At 56.8% G+C, this 20,741-nt stretch carries 15 protein-coding genes and 2 pseudogenes; 7 read left to right on the top strand and 10 right to left on the bottom strand.

All coding sequences use genetic code 11. The features are described from left to right. The first annotated feature begins 483 nt into the window (after positions 1–483). The 4 genes and pseudogenes from AACY26_RS03430 to AACY26_RS21315 form a co-directional block, all read left to right on the top strand. A complete protein-coding gene (locus AACY26_RS03430) occupies positions 484–2,247 on the top strand; it encodes a DUF1302 domain-containing protein (RefSeq protein ID WP_339510989.1) in 1,764 nt (587 codons plus the stop codon). Between the two features lie 28 nt (positions 2,248–2,275). Beyond that, on the top strand, positions 2,276–3,646 hold the full coding sequence (locus AACY26_RS03425) for a DUF1329 domain-containing protein (protein ID WP_339510987.1): 1,371 nt from the start codon (positions 2,276–2,278) through the stop codon (positions 3,644–3,646). A 157-nt stretch (positions 3,647–3,803) separates the two neighbouring features. After that, positions 3,804–6,014 (top strand): annotated as a pseudogene (locus tag AACY26_RS03420) (hypothetical protein); the annotation flags it as partial. Between the two features lie 129 nt (positions 6,015–6,143). Next, a pseudogene (locus tag AACY26_RS21315) lies at positions 6,144–6,332 on the top strand (response regulator transcription factor); the annotation flags it as partial. 9 nt (positions 6,333–6,341) lie between these two features. Here AACY26_RS21315 and AACY26_RS03415 read toward each other — a convergent pair. Further along, complete coding sequence (locus AACY26_RS03415) at positions 6,342–7,145, bottom strand: SirB1 family protein (protein WP_339510983.1); 804 nt, start codon at positions 7,143–7,145, stop codon at positions 6,342–6,344. Between the two features lie 265 nt (positions 7,146–7,410). Here AACY26_RS03415 and AACY26_RS03410 point away from each other — a divergent pair, with 265 nt between their 5' ends. Continuing rightward, positions 7,411–8,430: a Leu/Phe/Val dehydrogenase gene (locus tag AACY26_RS03410; protein ID WP_339510981.1), complete on the top strand. Its 1,020-nt coding sequence runs from the start codon at positions 7,411–7,413 to the stop codon at positions 8,428–8,430. Between the two features lie 100 nt (positions 8,431–8,530). Here AACY26_RS03410 and AACY26_RS03405 read toward each other — a convergent pair whose 3' ends face one another. The 5 genes from AACY26_RS03405 to AACY26_RS03385 form a co-directional block, all read right to left on the bottom strand. Continuing rightward, positions 8,531–9,874: a TRAP transporter large permease gene (locus AACY26_RS03405; protein WP_339510979.1), complete on the bottom strand. Its 1,344-nt coding sequence runs from the start codon at positions 9,872–9,874 to the stop codon at positions 8,531–8,533. Continuing rightward, positions 9,867–10,463, bottom strand: a complete 597-nt coding sequence (locus AACY26_RS03400; RefSeq protein WP_339510977.1) for a TRAP transporter small permease — start codon at positions 10,461–10,463, stop codon at positions 9,867–9,869. Before AACY26_RS03400 ends, AACY26_RS03405 begins: the two co-directional genes overlap by 8 nt. Positions 10,464–10,572: 109 nt before the next feature. Then, positions 10,573–11,589, bottom strand: a complete 1,017-nt coding sequence (locus tag AACY26_RS03395; protein WP_339510976.1) for a TRAP transporter substrate-binding protein — start codon at positions 11,587–11,589, stop codon at positions 10,573–10,575. Positions 11,590–11,920: 331 nt separating this feature from the next. Then, positions 11,921–13,639: a cobaltochelatase CobT-related protein gene (locus tag AACY26_RS03390; RefSeq protein WP_339510974.1), complete on the bottom strand. Its 1,719-nt coding sequence runs from the start codon at positions 13,637–13,639 to the stop codon at positions 11,921–11,923. Positions 13,640–13,647: 8 nt separating this feature from the next. Then, positions 13,648–14,628 carry a MoxR family ATPase gene (locus tag AACY26_RS03385; protein ID WP_339510972.1) on the bottom strand — a complete coding sequence of 327 codons (981 nt, stop codon included), beginning with the start codon at positions 14,626–14,628 and terminating at the stop codon, positions 13,648–13,650. A gap of 208 nt (positions 14,629–14,836) precedes the next feature. Between AACY26_RS03385 and AACY26_RS03380 the strand changes: the two genes are divergently transcribed. Beyond that, the gene (locus AACY26_RS03380) at positions 14,837–15,082 is read left to right on the top strand and encodes a hypothetical protein (protein ID WP_339510970.1); all 246 of its coding nucleotides are present in this window, start codon (positions 14,837–14,839) and stop codon (positions 15,080–15,082) included. A gap of 7 nt (positions 15,083–15,089) precedes the next feature. Here the strand turns inward: AACY26_RS03380 and AACY26_RS03375 are convergent, their stop codons facing one another. The 3 genes from AACY26_RS03375 to AACY26_RS03365 form a co-directional block, all read right to left on the bottom strand. After that, positions 15,090–15,479 carry a DUF3461 family protein gene (locus tag AACY26_RS03375; RefSeq protein ID WP_339510968.1) on the bottom strand — a complete coding sequence of 130 codons (390 nt, stop codon included), beginning with the start codon at positions 15,477–15,479 and terminating at the stop codon, positions 15,090–15,092. A 340-nt stretch (positions 15,480–15,819) separates the two neighbouring features. Then, the gene (locus AACY26_RS03370) at positions 15,820–17,142 is read right to left on the bottom strand and encodes an MFS transporter (RefSeq protein WP_339510966.1); all 1,323 of its coding nucleotides are present in this window, start codon (positions 17,140–17,142) and stop codon (positions 15,820–15,822) included. 84 nt (positions 17,143–17,226) lie between these two features. Beyond that, positions 17,227–18,891 (bottom strand): GMC family oxidoreductase, encoded by a 1,665-nt coding sequence (locus tag AACY26_RS03365; protein ID WP_339510964.1) that lies wholly within the window; start codon positions 18,889–18,891, stop codon positions 17,227–17,229. Between the two features lie 179 nt (positions 18,892–19,070). Here AACY26_RS03365 and AACY26_RS03360 point away from each other — a divergent pair, with 179 nt between their 5' ends. Beyond that, entirely contained in the window at positions 19,071–19,892 is an 822-nt protein-coding gene (locus tag AACY26_RS03360; RefSeq protein WP_339510962.1) for an IclR family transcriptional regulator, read from the top strand. A gap of 26 nt (positions 19,893–19,918) precedes the next feature. Here AACY26_RS03360 and AACY26_RS03355 read toward each other — a convergent pair whose 3' ends face one another. Then, complete coding sequence (locus tag AACY26_RS03355; RefSeq protein WP_339510960.1) at positions 19,919–20,716, bottom strand: thiazole synthase; 798 nt, start codon at positions 20,714–20,716, stop codon at positions 19,919–19,921. Positions 20,717–20,741: the final 25 nt, after the last annotated feature.

Raw genomic sequence — 20,741 nt, 5'->3', positions numbered from 1 at the left:
GGGTGCCATCGTTAAAATTCCCAGTAAAATCAATGGTTTAAGCAGGTCTATGGGTTCTGGGTTTTCCTGGCCTGTATTGAAATCAATACGGATCAGGGCGGTCACCTTCAATCAACCAGTGCGAGGCCGCTGAAACTGCAAGTTGCTGAGGTTGTATTGTTTTAAATACGGTGTATTGATTTTAATACGATGCGGGGCCTGAGCCTGTGTTGGCTGATGCTTGTATCGAACAAGCTGTCTAAAGCGGGGGTTAGAGGTTTGTCATAGCCAGGCAGTGCGCGGTGTCGGTAGCTGTTGGCTCATCATTCAGTCACTCAATAATGCACCATTGTGCATGCCGATTGATCTCCTGAAACCCCGTGTTGGCGGGGGGATTCACTCTTTCGACTGACAGCCAAAATACCTCTTTCGGGCGCTTATCGCCCGGGGGCGCTCTGGGTAGGTTGGCGGCAACACTCAACACATCGCTTTCAGGAGCGTCGCATGACAACAAAAACAAGACATGCATTCTTTCAGCCTTGTGCGCTGGCTGCTGCAGTCGCGCTCGGCTGCACAACACAAGCCCAGGCTGTGAATTTCAACATCGGCCCTATCGAGGCGCAGTTTGACTCCTCGCTTTCTGTGGGGGCGAGTTGGGCTACCCGTGACGGCGACAAGGACTTTATCTCGACTGCCAGTGGCGGGACCGCCTCGTCGCGTACCTCGGATGACGGCCGGCTTAACTTCAAGAAAGGTGAAACTTTCTCGAAGATCTTCAAGGGTATCCACGACCTTGAGTTGAAGTACGGTGACACCGGGGTATTTATCCGCGGCAAGTATTGGTATGACTTCGAAACCAAGGATGAAAGCCGCCTGTTCTATGACATCGACGACCACAATCGCAAAGAAGCCGCGCAATCATCGGGCGGCGAGATTCTCGATGCCTTCATCTACCACAACTACAGCATTGGCGACTTGCCAGGCAGTGTACGGGTTGGCAAGCAGGTGGTCAGTTGGGGTGAAAGTACCTTTATCCAGAACTCGATCAACTCAATTAACCCGATTGACGCCGCTGCATTCCGTCGCCCAGGCGCGGAAATCAAGGAAGGCTTGATTCCGGTCAACATGCTCTATGTATCGCAAAGCCTGACCGATAGCGTGAGCATGGAAGCCTTCTACCAATTGGAATGGGATCAGACGGTCGCGGATAACTGCGGCACCTTTTTCTCGACCTCCGATGTCGTCGCGGATGGTTGCGAAGACCGCTTGGTAGTTGCCGGGCCGGACCTGCCGCCGGGCGAGTCGACCAACTCCTTTGTCGATAACGCCTACATCCCGCGTGCTGGCGACCGTGATGCACGGGACAGCGGTCAGTATGGCTTGGCCTTACGCTGGTATGCAGAGTCGCTCAACGATACCGAGTTTGGCCTGTACACCATGAATTATCACAGCCGTGGTCCGGTGTTCAGCACCATTCGCACCACTTCGCCTAGCGCTGCGTTCATTCCGGGTGCGCCAGACGCACGCTATTTTATCGAGTACCCCGAAGACATCCGGCTGTACGGTCTGAGCTTCGCCACCAACGTTGAAGGCACCGCAGTTTCGGGTGAGTTGAGCTACCGTCCGAACATGCCGCTGCAGATCAACTCGACCGACATGTCCTTTGCCGCACTGGGCCTGCCGTTCTCGCCAATCTTTGTTTCCGGTGACTCGCAAAACACATCAGCGGCTGACCTGCATGGCTACGAGCGCCGTGAAGTGACCCAGGCGCAGATTACGGCTGTGCAGTTCATCGACCGGGTATTGGGGGCCAGCCGTCTGACCTTACTCGGCGAGGTAGGCTATAACTACATCAGTGGAATTAGCGATGATGTTGGAGAGGTGCGCTTTGGTCGCGACCCAATCTTTGGTGCCGGTGAGTTTACTGCACCAGGTGTTTGTGAGGCGTTCAACGCGGCAAATCCTGACGAGTGTAATGACGATGGTTTCTACACTTCGAGCTCATGGGGTTACCGCCTGCGTGCCAGTGCCGACTACAACAACGTTTTTGCCGGCATCAACCTGACTCCAAGCCTGGCGTGGTCGCATGACGTCAGCGGTTATGGTCCTAACTTCACTGAAGGCAGCAAAGCCATAAGCCTTGGCTTGAATGCCGAATACCAGAACACCTACAACGCGAGCCTCAGCTATACCGACTTCTTTGGTGGTGATTACAGCGTGATTACAGACCGTGATTTCGTTGCCCTGAGCTTCGGCGTGAACTTCTGATCAACGATAACCAAAGGATCCGTAATCGATGAAAAACACAAGAATCCTATCGACGGGCGCGCTGTTGCTGTCATTGCTGGCCAGCAGTGTAATGGCTGCCGTGTCTGAGCAAGAAGCGGCCCAACTAGGCACAACGCTGACTCCACTGGGCGCTGAGAAGGCTGGAAACGCTGAAGGCACTATTCCCGCCTGGGATGGCGGCCTGCCAAAAACGGCTGGCGCTGTCGATGCAGCCGGTTTTGTCACTGACCCCTTTGCCAACGAGAAACCCTTGTTCGTGATTACTGCGAGCAACGTTGACCAGTACAAGGACAAGTTGTCTGCCGGCCAACTGGCGATGTTCAAGCGTTATCCACAAACCTACAAAATGCCGGTGTACACCACCCACCGCACAGCGGGTGCTCCACCTGAAATTTACGCGGCAGCCAAGAAAAGTGCGCTCAATACCGTGGGTGTCGATGGCGGTAACGGCCTGCAGAACTTCAGCGAGAGTCGCTACTATGCATTCCCGATTCCCAAGACCGGGGTTGAGGTGATCTGGAACCATATCACTCGTTATCGCGGCGGCAACGTGCGCCGGCATATCGTCCAGGCCACGCCACAGGTAAATGGCTCATACAGCCTGGTCAAGTTTGACGATGAAGTGGCATTCCCGACCGAGCTGGAAGGGGCTGATCCGGCCAAGACCAACAATATCCTGTTGTACTTCAAGCAGCGGGTAACGGCGCCATCGCGGTTGGCTGGTAACGTGTTGCTGGTGCACGAGACCATTGACCAGGTCAAGGAACCGCGCCTGGCATGGATCTACAACGCGGGTCAGCGTCGTGTCCGCCGTGCGCCGCAAGTTGCCTACGACGGCCCAGGTACCGCGTCTGACGGCATGCGTACCGCCGATAACTTTGACGTGTTCTCGGGTGCTCCAGACCGTTATGACTGGAAGCTGATCGGCAAGAAGGAAATGTATATTCCCTATAACGCCTACAAGCTGGACTCACCGAAGCTGAAGTACGACGAGATCATCAAGGCAGGCCATATCAATCAGGATCTTGCCCGCTATGAACTGCACCGTGTGTGGGAGGTCGAGGCAACGCTGAAGTCGGGCGAGCGCCACATCTACGCCAAACGTCACTACTTTGTGGATGAGGACAGCTGGGAAATCGTTCTGGCCGATCACTACGACGGTCGCGGCCAACTCTGGCGCGTCGCTGAAGGTCATGCCCAGTACTATTACCCACGGCAGATGACCGGTTATACCGTGGAAACCCTCTACGACATAATCGCCGGACGCTACATCGCGCTGGGCTTGAAAAACGAAGAAAGCACCGCCTACGAGTTCGGCTTCAAGGCCAGCGTTGCCGATTACACGCCAGCCGCCCTGCGCGCATCCGGGGTGCGTTGATTCGAGCTTGATGCAGACTGACACTCCAAATTTAGAGCGGCCTTCGGGCCGCTTTTTTTATTGCCCGGCATCAGTCGGGCTTATGGAGCTTCATCCCGGGCGGGATAGGCGTTAGCGTCCTATGCTATCTGCTCCACAACAATAATTATGAGTGGCTATGAGCGCTTACGCATTTTCCGCTGGCGTGGCACTTCCCGTCTGCGCCAAAACCACATTGCCCAGAGTGCCGCCTGGGCACGTTATCCGTTCACAGCTACAGCAACGTTTGCTGGCTGAGAACTGTCGCCTGCGTCTTTTGGTTGCACCGGCCGGCTTTGGCAAGTCGGTGTTGCTGGCTGATTGCATGCGCCAGTGCCCAGCCGATCGAACAGTGGTCTGGCTCAATTGCGCCGGGGCGCACTGGAGCTGCGCAGAACTGTGCCAGCAACTCTCCAGTGCCTTGGGATATTCGCAGGCGCTTTCAGAGCCCCAGTTGTTGCTGGCTATTGGTGCCGAGACCCGCAAGCTCTGGATTATCCTTAACGACTATTCGCGTGAGCCCAACGAACTGCTCGATAGCTACCTTGATCGCTTGATCAGTAGTGCTGGCGACAGTATCGGTTGGTGGCTGGGCAGTCGCCGACGTCCGCAATGTAATTTCCCGCGGTTGTTGCTTGAGGGCGAACTGTTCGAGCTGGGCAGTAACGAGCTTGCGTTCAGCTACGACGAGTTGTGCCAGTGGTTGGGCAATACAGATGTCGCCCACTTGCCCCATGCCGAACTGTTATTCGATCATTGTGCCGGCTGGCCGGCAGCCATGCGCCTATTGCATCTTGCCGCCAGCCATTCGCGTTATGAAAGCCATCATGAACTCAGTGGCAGCAACAGTGTGTTGCTCGATTATATTGAGCATGAGGTGCTCTGCGGGCTGGTGCCGGAGTTGCGCCAGGCCCTTCTGCAGCTGGCCCAGCTGTCACGCTTCAACGCCGAGTTGTGTGAGCATGTGCTGGGTGTGGGCGAGGGCGCCCACTGGTTGCAGGCGCTGCGGGCGCGCGGCTTGTTCATCCAGCCGATTGATGATCAGGGGGATTGGTTTCAGCTGTTCGAGCCCCTGGCTATTCAGCTTCGGCACTGTTCGTCCAATACCTCTGTAACTGCCATCCATTTGCATGCCAGCCAATGGTTTGCCGCCAATGGCGATATTCCCGCTGCGGTAGAGCATGCGCTCAAGGCGGGCCAGCCAGAAGTGGCGGCGAGTTTTCTCGAACGTTTTACCGAAGAGAACCTGCTGCAGGGTAAAGACATTGGGTTGATACTGCGCTGGCGTGCAGATTTGCCAGAAGACCTGTTGATGAGTACGCCACGGTTGGTGGCTTTGAATGGCTGGATCATGTTGCTGGCCGGGCGACTGGACGAGGCCAGCCATTGCGCTGCCGCGCTGGGGCGATTTCAGCCACGACCTGATCCGGCCCGTACCCGTGAAATGTTCGCTCAGTGGCAGGCTTTAAAAGGGGTCGAGGCTTGCTCGCGAGTGCGCAGCGAGGAGGCCATCGAGCATTTGCAGCAGGCCCTTCAATACCTGCCTGAAAATGCCTGGGCGCAGGCGCTGATCTGCCACTCGGTATTGACCCAGATCGCGATTGGTGAAGGCCGTCTGGATGACGCCCAGCGCTTGGCCCACGAGGCGCTCAAGGTCGCAAGAAGTCATGGCAGTGTGGTGTTTGAGGCGCTGCTGGAGCTTGATCACGCGTTATTGCTTGAAGTGCGTGGCGAGTTCGTTCGCGCCCAGGCGCTGCTGGAGCGGGTGCGTGATCAATACCAGCATCAGGCATTGCGTAAAACCCCGGTGCTGGGGCGTATCCATCTGCGTCTTGGGCGCTTGGCGATCCGTCAGGGCCAGTTTGAGGATGCCCGCTGTTTGCTGCGCACGGCGTTGAACGACGCGCTTGAGTACGGCGATCCGGGCGCTTTCTACAGTTACCTGGCCATGGCTGAGCTGGCCGCCTATGAAGGTGATATCGCCGGTGCCTTTGCCTTGCTTGCTGAGGCCGAACGCCTTATGCAGCGTCAACGCGTAGCCGATACTCTGTACCGTGGGGTGTTGCTCTTGGCCAGCAGCCAGTTGTGGATATTTCAGGGCCATCACGAGCGCGCGCGCGAGGCGCTTACACGCGTGCTTGAGTATCACCGGCGCGAGCACGCCATGCTGCCGCCACAATATTATCCAGAGCTAATCGTGCGACTGCGCTATTCACTCTTGAGTATCGATCTTGATCAGGGCAAGGATGTGCGCGGGCCTGTGCTACAGATGCTTGACGAGGTGATTGAACAGGGACGGTTGGTGGTGGCCTGCGAGCTTTGGGCACTCCTGGCCCGTGCCTGCGACGCGATGGGCGATAGAGTGGGCGAGGCTCATGCCCGTGGCCAGTTGCATGAGTTGGCTGGGCGCTTGAACTATAAGCGGTTGTGGGCCCAGCGCAGCATGGATGTACCTGTTGCAGCCAACAGCGTCGATACCTTGCTCAGTTGCCGCGAGCTTGCAGTCTTGAGGTTGATTGCCCAGGGTTGCTCCAATCAGGAAGTCGCCGACCAGCTGTTTATCTCGCTGCATACGGTCAAGACCCACGCGCGGCGTATTAACGGCAAACTCGGGGTTGCGCGACGCACTCAAGCGGTTGCCCGTGCCAAGGCGCAGGGGTTGCTGTAGCCAGGGCTGTCAGTGCAAGGGTTGGGCGTGACCCAGTTTGCGCAGGCGATCGCCAAGCGCTAACTGGGTCACGCCGTCTTCACTGAGCATCAAGGCGCGCTCAACATCAAAACGCTCGGCTTGCGGGCACGCCAATTGTTGGTAGATATCGGCGCGTGCCAGATGATCTGCTGCATTGGGAGGACCAAGCAGTAGCACGCGTTCAGCATCCTTCAGGGCTGCCAGGTAATCATCATCTTGCGCATGCAGGTGTCGCAGGTTGCGCGACATACGTTGGAGTATGCCCACGTGGTCGCAGGCTGCGAAGTTGTCTGCCTGCAACTCTCTGCTGCTGCCAAAGTAGCGGATCAGCAGGGCGCGGCAGTCTTGGGTATACAGGCGACGGCCACTGCAAGGATCAAGCATATGATCGGCACCAGGTACCCGGACTAAAAAATGACCGGGAAAATTGACTCCCTGCAACGGTATATCCAGGCGTTGGGCCAGTTCCAGGGCGATTATCGCCAGCGCCAGAGGTTGCCCGCGTCGGCGGCGCATGACCAGGTGCAGCAAGCTGGCTTGGGGGCGCAGCGGAGCGCTGTCATCCTCGTGAAAATCCAGGTCACCCAAACAGCGCAGCAACGGCATTGCCAATTGAGCGGCTGGCAGCACCGGTAGCCGCGTTCGCACCTGATGCAGCAGTTCATCGAACTCGGCGATAGTCTGCGCCGGTTGCAGGCTGGGATCATGTTCAGCGGCAAGCCACAGCGCCGCCTCAAGCAAGGCGGGCGGGCTTTGTGCAAGACAGGCAAAGCAGCGTTGGCGTGGGCTCATGGCGATACCTCTGATTTGCCATTTGTAACCCTCTTGCGATCTGGCGTCCATAGCCGAAAGTTAAATCTAATAAGGCAGTTTATCCAAGGGTTTGCGAGCGCCTGCTTATGCACACAGCGCAGGCCGTTGCACTGGCTTATGCTGAGCCAGTCAGTTGCTTTTTTAGCGGCAAGCTATAATTGCATCAGTCCGCATTGGGGGCTGTCACCGTTTCGCCGCAGCGCAGCTGGGGATGGAAGGGCAGCAGACTCTAGGGAGCTTTATCATGTTTGACATCATGGACGCCGCCCGGTTTGAGACGCTACATCTCGCACAGGATCCGCAGACAGGTCTCAAGGCAATCATTGCAATACACAACACCCGATTGGGGCCTGCCTTGGGTGGCTGCCGTTTTTTACCCTACGCCAATACGCAAGTGGCGGTGCAGGATGCGATTCGTCTTGCCCAGGGCATGAGCTATAAAGCGGCGCTGGCCGGTTTGGATCAAGGCGGTGGCAAAGCGGTGATCATGCGGGCGCCCCACGTAAATGACCGCGCCGCATTGTTTGAAGCATTTGGCCGCTTTATCGAAACCCTCGATGGCCGCTACATCACTGCCATGGACAGCGGTACTTCCAGTGTTGATATGGATTGCATCGCCCAAGCCACTCAACATGTCACCAGTACCACCCAGGCCGGCGATCCATCACCCCACACTGCAATGGGAGTCTTTGCTGGTATTCGGGCCACGGCCTATGCACGCTTGGGGTCGGATGACCTGGAAGGCCTGCGGGTGGCGATCCAGGGTTTGGGCAACGTTGGCTACGCACTGGCTGAGCAGTTGCATGCTGCGGGCGCGGAGTTGTTGGTCAGCGACCTGGATTTGGGCAAGGTGGAATTGGCGATCGAGCAATTTGGCGCGCATCCAGTGGCTAATCACGAGATCCTCAGCGTTCCCTGTGACATCCTGGCGCCTTGCGGGGTGGGCAGCGTGTTTGATGAACTGGCGGTGTCTCGCCTGCGTTGTTCTGCAGTTGCTGGTGCGGCCAACAACCAATTGGCCAGCCCTGATATTTCTGACGCACTGCAAGCCCGGGGTATTCTCTACGCCCCGGATTATGTGATTAACGCTGGCGGCTTGATTTACGTGGCCCTTAATCACCAAGGTGAAAGTTTGCCTTCGATCACAGCGCATTTGGCCAGAATATCTTCCCGGTTGACCGAGATCTTTGCCCACGCCCAAGCGGATAAACGGCCTCCCGCGCGGGTGGCTGATGCGTTGGCGGAGCGCTTGTTATATCCCTGACAGGGCTGGAGGTTGCAGCCATTATTGTGGTTCGCCAGCGAGTTATTCACTCAAATAAAAATGGCCCGTTACGGGCCATTTTTATTTCTGCTGGGCCCGGTCAGTAACCGAGCAATCTGGGCAGCGTCAGGCTGATTGCGGGCACGCAGGCGATGATAAAGGTCGCAACGGTCAATATCGCGACGAATGGCAAGGCACGCTTGGATATGTCCTCAATCGCGGTGCCGGATATACCCGAGGCAATAAACAGGTTTTCACCCATGGGCGGCGTCATGAAGCCAATGCTCAAGCAGCAGATCAGCACGATACCAAAGTGCACCGGATCAATGCCCAAGGTGTAGGTGATCGGCAATATCACCGGGGTCAGAATCATGATTGCGGCCAGGGTTTCCATGAACATGCCGACAAACAGCAGGAAGCCAATAATCAATATCCAGATCAGGTAGATATTGTCGGTCAGGCTCAGCATCGAGTCGGCCACCACCGCTGGAATCTGATTCTCCACCAGCAAACGGCCAAACACCGTGGCGGTGAATAGAATGACCAGCACCCGGCCCGTGATCCATGTGGTTGTCTCAAGCGATTTGAAAATCTCTTTGTAATGCAACTCTTTGTGGATAAACAAACCGACAAACAAGGTATAGAAGATCGCCACTATGGCTGATTCGGTCGGGGTGAACAGGCCGGTATAGATGCCGCCGAGAATCACAAATGGCGCCAGCATCGACCAGAATCCTTCACGCATGGCCTTGCGTATCTTGCTTGCCGACCAACCTTCGCTACTCCCGGTATACCCCAGTTTCTTGCAGCGAAAGTAGTTCATGATCAACAGGCCACCCGCCAGCATCAGGCCAGGGACGACGCCTGCGATAAAGAGTTTTGGGATCGACACTGTGTCGAATGCACCGTATTTCTCGATTGCGGCAGGCGGTGGCAGCATGCCCATGGCTGAAATCCCGAAGATGACCATCGGAATCGACGGCGGAATGATGATGCCCAAACCGCCGGACGAGGCCGTAACCGCCGAGGCATAGCCCTTGGCGTAACCGCGCTTGACCATCGCCGGGATCATCAGCATGCCGACGGCCGCCGTGGTCGCCGGGCCCGAACCTGAAATGGCGCCGAAGAACAGGCACGCTAGCACTGCGGCTGCCGAAATGCCGCCGGTGATAGGTCCGGCAAAGCTTTCGGCCAGCGCCACCAAGCGCCTGGAAATACCCGCCGCCTCCATTAATGCGCCTGCCAGAATAAATGCGGGCAGCGCCATCAATGGGAAGGAACCCACCGAGGTGAAGGCGATTTGGACAAACTTGATCGGGTTTTCGCCCAGGTAGAGGAAAGAGGCCAGGGCCGAAACCGCCAATGAGATGCTGATCGGCGTGCCAATCAGCAGCAGCAAGATGAAGGATCCAAACAGGATGTAGACGATATTGGTATCAACCATGAGCCCGCTCCAAGTGGTTTACTTTGCGGGTATCTGGGGTTTGCTCAGGTGTCTGGGCTTGGGCGTCGTGGATAATCTTGTCCAGCTCCTGGGTCTCCGGATCACGGATGTCGATGCCCTTGACCAGCTTGTAGTAGTTGACCTGAAGCACGCGCAGGGTCATCAAGCTGAAGGCGATTGGCAAAATCAGGTAGAGGTACTTCATCGGCACGCCCAGGGTTTGTGATTTCCAGAAGACATTGGCCTTCATGAAGAACATCACGCTGAGGTAGACGAAGTAGCAGTTGAAACAGATCCAGATCAAGTCCGAAAGCGCTTCAAGCGCAACGGCCACCTTGCGCGGCATCAGCTTGAACTGAAACGTCACGCGGTTATGGGCGGCCAGTTTGGCGGCGTAGCTGGCGCCAAAGAAGGCGAACCAGACAAACATGTAGGTCACCAACTCTTCTGTCCAGGAGAGCGAGTGATTGAACAGGTTACGGCTGAGAATCTGGGCAAACAGGATAATTACAAACAGCGCCAAGAGTACCCGGCAGATGTAATTTTCAAGGTTGTCGATAATTTTGAATAAAAGGCTGGCAGGTTTCATAGCGCTTTCCCGAACGCGTCACCCAGCAATTGAGCTTTGCGTTCTACAGCGTGGGCGGTCAGCCATCGGTGGGTTGCACCGATGGCGGTTTCAACGTTCAGATGCAGGCCTAGATGGTCTCGCGACCCAATGCCTTGAGCACCACATTGACTTGCTCCTTGCCGCCGAGTTGCTCGTAGTACTTGGGCCAGACTTTCGACACGGCCAGGTCGATCCACTCTTTCTCGCCATTGGCCGGGTCGGTAATTTCCATACCTTTTGCGACCAGCTCTTGCTTGATCCTGCCTTCCTGCTCAACCAGCCACTTGGCGCTGTGCAGCGTCGCCGCTTTACCTGCATCGAGGATGATTTGCTGCATTTCTGGGCTTTGTTCCTGGAACATCGACTCACTGACAATCAGTGGTTCGATAGAGAACAGGTAGCGCAGGTTGGTAACGTATTTTTGCACCTCGTCAAACTTCATGGCATTGACGGTCAAGTAAGGGTTGTCCTGGCCATCAACCACCTTCAGTTGCAATCCGGTAAAGGTTTCGGACCAGGCCATCGGCGTTGGGTTGATGCCCCAGGCGCGATAGGTGTCGATCATGATTTCGTTCTTGGGGACGCGAATCTGCAGGCCTGCCAGATCTTCCACGGTCTTGACCGGCTTCTTCGAGTTGGTCAGCACTCGGAAACCTGAGTAGGCCCAGCCGATAATGCGTACACCGGCATCGCGGACTGTGTTGTCAATCAGGGTCTTGCCGATATCGCTCTGGGTCAGGGCCACGGCATCATCGAGGCTTTGGATCATGTAGGGCATCGTCAGGATGCCAACCGAGGGCGAGAATGGCGTGACGTTATTGATGGCCAGAATCGAGAAGTCCAGCGTGCCCATTGCCGCGTTGCTGACAGTGTCTTCTTCGCTGCCGAGTTGGCCATTGAGGAAGAGTTTGGCGTCATCCTTGCCACCGGTCCGGGCTTTTAGTTCTTCAGCAAACTTGAGGCCCAGCTCATGTTGGGTGCCGCCAGCACCATCGCCTACAGCCACGCGGAAGGTTTTCGCTTGAGTAATGCTGCTGCCCATGGCGGCCGCCAGTAAGCACAGGGCGAGGACGATTGGTCGTGTGAATCCTTTGCTGGTTGTCATAACTGCGTACTCCGTTCTAGTTGTTTTGGATTACGAAAGTGCAGATCGAACTACTGCTGCTGTGTGAGCAAGGCTTAACGGGAAACCAGGGGATAATTTTGCTGCAAGTGCGGCTGGTTTTGCCCGTCAATTATGTTTGACCGGACCAATAATCCGCCTGTGTTGTTGAGCTGTTTAGGGCCACATTTACAGCCTGTCTAGGGCCAGTTCTTTATGCTCGAATGAGGGGCAAAAAGTCGCGATAAATCAGGTGTTTGCACCAAAAGACAGCGTGGCTCAGCGGTTTATTTTTCTATGGGTGAAGGAGCCAGATGATAGTCGATCTGCAGGCTTATTGGCGCCGCTGCAGCAGCTGTAGAATCTCATCGAATACGCGGTTGTCGAAGCTGCTTGCAAGGTCTAGCTCCAGGCTGTTGCGGTAGTAGTTGCTCAGGTCCAGGCCAACACCCAAGGCATACAAGTGCACCGAGGATTGCTGTTCAATCTGCCGGGCGACTTGTTTTAAGTGCAGGTCAAGAATATCGCTGGCGTTGGCCTGGTGTGTTGCGCCGTCCATTGGGCAACCATCGCTGATGATGATCAAAATACGCCGTGTGGCTTGCAGCTTCAGCAGCCTGCGCTGGGCCCAAAGCAGGGCTTCACCGTCGACGCTTTCGCGGAATAAATCGGATTTGAGTAGCGCGGCGATGCTCGGTCGTGCTCTACGCCACGAGGTGTCGGCATCTTTGTAGATGCGATGCTCCAGCTCATTCAGACGTCCCGGATTTGCCGGTTGCCCCGCTGCGCGCCAACGCTTTAATGGACGCCCCCCATTCCACTGGCCGGTTGTGAAGCCGAGTATTTCAGTCTGCGCGCCTGCCAGTTCCAGCGCTCGGCACAGGGTGTCTGCGAGCAAGGCGATGGCGTCGATGTGATTGCGCATGGAGCCGGAGTTATCAATCAGCAGGCTGACTGCACAATCGCATCGTGGGCGCACGCGCTCTTGGCGGAATATTTCCTGTTGTTGCGGGCTGATGATCAGGCGGCTGAGTCTGCCAGCATCGATTTGCCCATCTTCCTGAGCGAAGGCCCAGCCATCTCGCTGGGGACGGGCCAGCAATGCGCCGAGGCGTTTGGCCAGGCGCGGCACGTTGAGGCCCTGAGCCGCCATGCGCTGATCCATGCGCTGGCGTAGCTGTTTGAGCAGATCTGCACGAACCAGATTGCGTGCCGGTACTTCTCGGTCATGGTCACGGCTAAACACCTGGTAACTGAATGCCTCCCGGCTATCGCGTGAATTGCCCTGAGTGTTGGCGTGAGTGCTGTCCTGACCTTCGCCGTCGCCTTCACCATCGTCGAGCAGCAGGGCAAAGGCGAGGTGGGTCTTTTCAGTGACTTGCGATACCTGGCGCTCATCATTTTGCACATCAAGCTGATCCAGCAGTTCGACGATTTTGTCCGCGATAAACCGCGCATGCTGGCTGTACGCCGATTGTTGATGACGGCAGCGGCGCAATAAACCAAAGTGCGGGCCAAAGTGACCGAGCAGGCTTAGCCTGGGTGCCTCAATCAACATCTCGGTTTGCTCGCTGGCTCGCCCGCCGCATAGCAAGAACCAACTCATTTGCGCCAGGGTGTAGAGCATCAGCCCTACATGGCCCTCGGTTTGACCTGAATCGAGAAACTGCTGGCTCCACTGGGCAAAACGCTGCATCAGGTTACGGCGTACGCCCGGATGACTGTCGCTGACCAGCGACTCAACGCGCAGCTGCTCAAGCAGCTCAAAGACCAGACGGGCGATCGGCTGGTCGGGCAGTTGTGCTTGCAGCAGTGCCCTGTCGCTATGCTTGAGGCGCAGCGCCAGGCTGTCGGTGACGCCGCGGTAGGCGTTAAAGTCATCAAACTCAGGGTTTGGCTGCAGGTGTGGTGCGCGCACCGGGATTCGTTGCCCATTGACCTCAAGGCGGGCGCCACGATAACGCAGGCGGCGTTCTCCCGAGAGCGCACGCAAGGTCGCCGCGCATAACTCTTCGAGTTGTTGCTGATGCTTTTCACGCCGAGGCGGCTGCATGCCAGTGCTCAAGCCAGTGCCAGCTGGGGCAGGGCAGATTCTTCAAGCTCATGATCGAAGCAGCGCTGGTAATATTCAGCGACAATGCTGCGTTCTGCTTCGTCACACTTGTTGAGGAATGACAAGCGAAATGCCAGCGCTGGATCTGCGAAGATCTCTGTGTTTTCCGCCCATGAAATCACGCAGCGCGGCGACATCAAGGTTGAAAGATCGCCGCAGGCAAAGCCCTCGCGAGTTAGTCCGGCAACGGCAACCATCGAGGCCAGCAGGCTTTCGTCATAAAGCCCCAGCAACTGTGGCACCCGGGCGGCGACAATGGCTTGCTCCTCTTCGGGCGACAAGTAATTGAGGGTGGCGACGATATTCCAGCGATCCAGCTGCGCCTGGTTGAGCACTTGCGTACCGTTGTACAGGCCATTGAGGTTGCCCAGGCCCACGGTATTGGATGTGGCAAACAGGCGAAACAGTGGATGCGGGGTAATCAACTGGTTCTGGTCGAGTAGGTTGAGCTTGCCGTCGCGCTCAAGAATCCGCTGGATGACGAACATCACATCAGGGCGCCCTGCGTCGTACTCGTCGAAGATCAGCGCCATGGGACGGCGCAGCGCCCAGGGCAGAATGCCTTCCTGAAACTCGGTGACCTGCTTGCCCTCGCGCAGCACTATTGCATCTTTGCCGATCAGGTCCAGGCGGCTGATATGACCGTCCAGATTGACCCGTACACAGGGCCAGTTGAGCCGTGCGGCGATCTGCTCAATGTGGGTGGATTTACCCGTGCCGTGCAAGCCTTGCAGCATGACGCGCCGGTTGCGGGTGAAGCCGGCAAGCACCGCCTGGGTCACTTCTGGGTTAAAGCGGTAGGCGCTGTCGATCTCGGGCACTTGGTTATCCTGCTTGAGCAGCACCGGTACGCGCATGTTGCTGTCGATCCCAAAGAGTTCGCGTGCAGGCACCAGGCGGCTGGCAGGTTCAAGCGTCAGGTCGGTCATGGGTGGTGCCTCGATAACAGAACGATGGCCTGATTCTAAAGACGCCCGGGCCTTGGCGAAGGGGCCAGTTGGCTGTGGCTTATACGGCCAAGGAGATCGATAAGTGGCTTAACAGCATGGCTGGCGCCAAATCCGGCGCTGAACTGGCTCTATTGTCCGAGGCTGAACCCGCTAAGGATGGGGCCAGGCTCGCTAGAGAGGTTTACCCATGTCCACAGACACCCTGACGCTCCCCATCAACAAGCAGTTGCTCGACCTGTTCAAACGCTATGAAGCGCATACCCAGGTGACGCCTGAGCAATACATTGAGGCGCTGCTGGCGAAAACCCAGCCCACCTTGCAGGCCGTGGTTGAGGCGCTGGATGAGTCGGGTGGCGACTCAGACGCCTTGGCTCAGCTCTTTGCCAGCAAGATGCAGCAGATGACTAAAGCGCCTGAGCCCGTTCAGGCCTGAAGTTGTTTCAGGCCAAGTATTCGATCTTCTGACGGATTTCAGCGAGCTTGTCTTCCATAACCCTCTCCAAGTGTTGCAAATCTTGCAGCACTTCCTCTTTCGGCGACAGTTGCGCGACTTCAACGGCGGTTAGCTGCTTGAGTTCTGCCAGGGCGCTACGCAATACCGGACTGCTTGCAGCAAGTTCGGCAAACGCTTGACTGTGTCGGCTCTGTCCGGGAATGGCCCGACGTGGATGTGCGAAGGTGAACTTCTGGCTGTGCGAGCGCAGAGAGTTGGCTGGGCGATGGAAGTAGATTTTCAACACATCACGGTCGCGTTCGTGGCGCAAGCTAAAGCGCTTGATCGTTCCGGCGGCGTCAATGCCCAGCTCTTTCAGGGTCGGATAGTCGTTCATGGCAGTGGCTCTCAAGTGTCAGTAATATTCGGCTCCATATAAAGCGCACAACAAAGAATCCAACCGGCTGATTCAACAGTTGGAAGCTTGTGGCGCATTGTTATTATTTTGCTGTTTCCCGATCTGCAACCAGGACGCAAGGTGCGGTGTTGCCAGCGGGAAGGGAGGCGGCTCTCCGTTGGAGAGGTGCGCAGAGTCTAGTGCCTGGCGTTTTTAAGCCAAGAGCCAGGATTGGCGCCTTGATGGTGCCAGATACCTGGCTTGTAACTCAGTACAAGCAGCCCAAACAAAAGCCCCGCAAGCGACAACTCGCAAGCGGGGCCACTTGTTTAGCAAGCGGTTAGCGACTGGTGGCAGATGCCGTGTTCAGCAGTGATTCATTGGCCGAGCGCTTGTTGCGGTTGCCAATCCACCATGCGGAGTAAGCACTTACCGCTCCGGCGAACAGTACATAAAGGCATGTCGTCCAGGGTTGCCCGTCGCTGCTGCGCATCAACGCGGTGGCGATCATCGGGGTCAAGCCACTGGCGAAGATCCCGGAGAATTGGTAGACAAACGAGATCCCCGTGTAACGCACCTTGGCGTCAAACAACTCACAGAACAGTGCCGCTTCTGGCCCATACACCGCCGCATAGAAAATGCCGAGTGGCACCACAATGGCGAGCCAAATAATGAACATATTGCCGTCGCTGGTCATCATCAGCCAAAACGCCGGGAAGGCTGAGATGGCGGTAATCAGTGATCCCCAGAAATACACCCGGGTACGGCCAATGCGGTCGGACAAGGCGCCAAACATGGGAATGCTAAAGCACATGACAACAGCGGCGACCATGACTCCAATCAGCGCTTCTGAGCGCGGCAGGTTGAGTGTTTGGGTCAGGTAGCTCAGCGAGAACACCCCGAATACATTGAAGAACACGCCATCGATATAACGTGCGCCCATGCCGGCCAGCACGTTTTTCGGGTAGCGCTTCATCATGTCGACAAAGGGGATGGCGGCTTCGGCATTTTCCGCCTTGACCTTGGCGAACTCCGGGCTCTCCATGACATTGAGACGAATCCAGGTGCCGACAAATACCAGGCCTGCGCTAAGCAAGAAGGCAATTCTCCAGCCCCATTCAAGGAATTGCGTGTCCGTCAGGAAATACGACAGCAGCCCGACGACGCCCGAGGCCAGGCACAGGCCGATGGCCAGGCCGATTTGCGGCAAACTGGCGTAGAAGCCGCGTTTGTTCTTGGGGGCATATTCAAAGGCCATCAACACTGCACCGCCCCATTCGCCACCCAGGCCGATGCCCTGGAAGATGCGCAACAGCAGCAAGGTGAGCGGTGCCCAAATGCCAATGCTGTCGTAGGTGGGTATCAGACCGATCAGAAAGGTGGCTACGCCCATGATCATCATGGTCATGACCAGCATGCTTTTCCGACCGATCTTGTCACCGAAGTGACCGAAAATCACGCCGCCAATTGGCCTGCTCAGAAAGCCGACGGCAAAGGTGCCGTAGGCCAGCATTGTTGAAATAAGCGGGTCATCGCTGGGAAAGTACAGGTGGTTGAAAACGATGCCTGCAACGACACCGTAGAGAAAGAAGTCGTACCACTCAATGGTGGCGCCTATGACACTTGCGATTACGACTTTGCGCACGGGATTGGGCGTGGACATGTCAGTATTCCTATGTGTTTGGCTGGGCAATAAAGCCTGCTTGCGGCTACCCGACGCAGCGCTAGCTTCACTGCTGTAGGTTGCTCAGAGCGCGTGGGAAAGCGCTTCCGAGGGCTGCGCTGCAATAGCATTGGGCTCAACAAGCATGGGCTTGACGGCATCTTCGAGAATCATCGTCGAGGCTTTCTCGGCGATCATCACCACCGGCACATTGGTGTTACCGGACACCAAGGTCGGCATGATCGAGCAATCAACCACCCGCAAGCCCTTGAGGCCGTGAACACGCAAACGCGAGTCAACCACTGCCAAGGGGTCCGAGCCCATTTTGCACGTGCCTGAAGGGTGGAAAATGGTTGCACCGTACTGGCGACAGAACTCAAGAATCTGCTCGTCACTCTGTTGCTCGATACCCGGCAGGTGCTCACGCTTGATCAGCGCCTTGAGAGGACCTGTCTGCGCCAGCTTGCGCGTGTAGCGCACACCGGCAATCGCGGTTTGCCGGTCCAGTTCGGTGGACAGGTAATTGGGCTGCATTGAGGGTGGCTGATTAGGGTCGTTAGACACGATCCGCACATAACCACGACTCTCTGGCCTTAGCTGGCAAACCGACATGGTGAACCCGGAAAACGGATGAACCTTGCCGCCTGCGGAGTCGGCGCTGAGTGTGCCAAAGTGATACTGGATATCGGGCGTTTTACTTTGTTCAAGCACCTTGGTGAACAATCCGCCTTGGTTGATGCCAATGGCCAGCGGCCCACTGCGGGTAAAGAGCCACTGCAAGCCCATGCGCAGCTTGCGCCAGGGCGAGCGCAGCTCATCGTTGGTGGTAATGGGCCGGGTGCATTGGTAGATCATACGGATCTGCAAGTGATCCTGCAGGTTTTCACCGACGCCGGGCAACTCGTGCACCAAGGGGATCGAAAACCGCTTCAGCAACTCGGCTGGGCCAACGCCTGAAAGCTGCAGCAACTGCGGCGACTGCAAGGCGCCGGCGCTGAGTATCACTTCGCGCCTGGCATTGATGGTTTGCAGTTGCCCCTCTTTCTCGAACACCACTCCTGTTGCGCGCTTGCCCTCAAACAGTATTTTTTGCGCCTTGGCCAGCGAGATGATGGTCAGGTTGCTGCGTTTTCGCGCCGGGTGCAGATAGGCCACCGCCGTGCTGCAACGCAAGCCATTGCGGGTGGTCAACTGGTAATAACCGACCCCTTCCTGATCGCCTGTATTAAAGTCATTGCTGCGCGGAACGCCCAGTGCCTTGGCGGCTTCAATGAAACCTTCGGTGAGAGGGTGGCGCGCCTTGATGCTTGAGGCGGATAACGGGCCATCGGTGCCATGGGTCGGCCCGGGTCCAAGGTCGTTGTTTTCAGCGCGGCAGAAGTAGGGCAGTACGTCCTTCCAGCTCCAGCCCTGGTTGCCGGATTCGGCCCAGGCATCGTAATCAGCCTGCTGGCCGCGAATGTAGATCAGCCCATTGATTGAGCTGCAGCCGCCCCAAACTCGCCCACGCGGCCAGTAGATGCGGCGATTGTTCATGCCCGGGTCTGGGTCGGTGTAGAAGCCCCAGTTATAGACCGGGTGGAACATGGTCTTGGCGTAGCCAATGGGGATGTGGATCCACGGATAGCGATCGGGTGGGCCTGCTTCCAGCAAGCAGACGCTGTAGCGCCCGTTCTCGCTGAGCCGGTTTGCCAGCACGCAGCCAGCTGAACCAGCACCCACTACGACGAAGTCATAGGTGAGCGACATTCGAAATCCTCTTTGTTTTTATTAGTGTGAAACCGAACTTCAAAATTAAATTAGAACAAAATGGTTCATTATTGTTGGGCCAGAAATATGTTTCGATTGAGTCCAATGGCTTGGTACAACTGGCCTATAGCATTATTTGTTTTATAATCATGCAGTTAATTTAGGGATGAAATTTTCAGATGATTACTAAATCGGAACAAAACGTATCGAAATTCAGTGATGTGTTGGCCGGTCCGGATTCAGCTGCAAATCCTGATCGCAGCCTGCGCGCGTTGTTATTGCTGGAGACCATCGCCCTGGCTGACACGCCCATGTCATTGGCCCAGCTGAGCCATCGCCTGGCCACGCCAAAGGCCACGCTGTTGCGTATGGTCCAGGCTCTGGAGCGCTTGGGTTTTCTGTTGCGCGAAGTGGATGAAAAGACCTATTTGCTTGGGCCACGCGCCACGCAGCTTGGTCTGCGTTTACTGCGCAATGATGTGGTCATGCAGCGCCATCGGCTGATCCTTGAATCGCTGGTGCAAGCCCTGGGGGAAACCTGCAACCTGACTGCGCTGGATGAAAGCCAGGTGATTTATATCGACCGGGTTGAAACTCATGAGCCGTTGCGCCTGCATGTGGAGCCCGGTACGCATGTGCCCCTACATTGCACGGCGAGCGGCAAGTTGTTTCTGGCCGAGATGCCAGTCGATGCACGTCAGCAGCTATTGCAAACCCTACAGCTGACGGCACAAACCCCGCGCACCATTACCGACCTAGGGCTGCTGCAGGCTGAGCTTGAGCGTATTGGCAGCCGCGGTGTGGGTATCGACAGCGAGGAGTTTGTCGCGGGAATGGTGGCAGTGGCGGTGCCAATCCGTGATCGCGATGGTCGTTGTGTGGCTGCTCTGGCGTGCCATGCGCCGACGGCACGCAAAAGCCTGAATGACTTGATAGAGGGTATTGGCCATATGCAGTTGGCGGCAGAGCAGTTGGCGGTTTTGTTTAGCCCCAACGCCTAAGCAGTAGGCGTTGGCAGGCCGGTGGGTTAAATAAACAACCCACTTAATGGTGAAGAGGCATCGCCGTCCAGGCGGCGCGGCATGCGGCCGGCGAGATAAGCCTCGCGCCCGGCGCAAACGGCCTGGCGCATGGCCGAAGCCATGCGGATAGGCTCCCGAGCGCGGGCAATGGCGGTGTTCATCAACACCCCGTCGCAGCCCAATTCCATGGCAATTGCCGCGTCCGAGGCGGTACCAACACCTGCGTCGACAATCACTGGCACCTTGGCATTTTCAACGATCAGCCGGATGTTATACGGATTGCGAATACCCAGGCCCGAGCCAATAGGTGCTCCCAGGGGCATGATTGCCACGCAGCCCAGTTCCTCTAACCGCCGCGCAATTAGCGGATCATCAGTGGTGTAAACCATCACGTTGAAGCCCAGTTCAACCAATTGCCGTGCCGCGGTTAGTGTCTCAGTAATGTCAGGGTAGAGCGTCTGGCTATCACCCAGCACTTCAAGCTTCACCAAGTCGTGACCATCCAGCAGTTCACGTGCCAACAGGCAAGTGCGCACAGCGTCCTTGGCGGTGTAGCAACCGGCGGTGTTGGGCAGCAGGGTAAAGTGCTGCGGCGCAATTGCATCAAGCAAGTTAGGCGCTTGGGCATCTTGGCCAATGTTGCTTCGGCGCACGGCAAAGGTGACGATTTGCGCAGCGCTGGCAGTGACCGCTGCCTGGGTTTCGGCAAGGTCGACGTAATGCCCCGTACCCACCAGCAAGCGTGATTTGAAGGATTGTCCGGCGATGATCAGCGGATCATCCAAAGGCGTCTCAAGCGTCATGTCGACTCCCAGGTACAGTAATGGA

The organism is Pseudomonas sp. RL_15y_Pfl2_60, assembly GCF_963970595.1.
GTDB lineage: Bacteria > Pseudomonadota > Gammaproteobacteria > Pseudomonadales > Pseudomonadaceae > Aquipseudomonas.
Note: the sequence above shows the minus strand (reverse complement) of the source record. Positions and strands in the feature narration are given on the sequence as shown.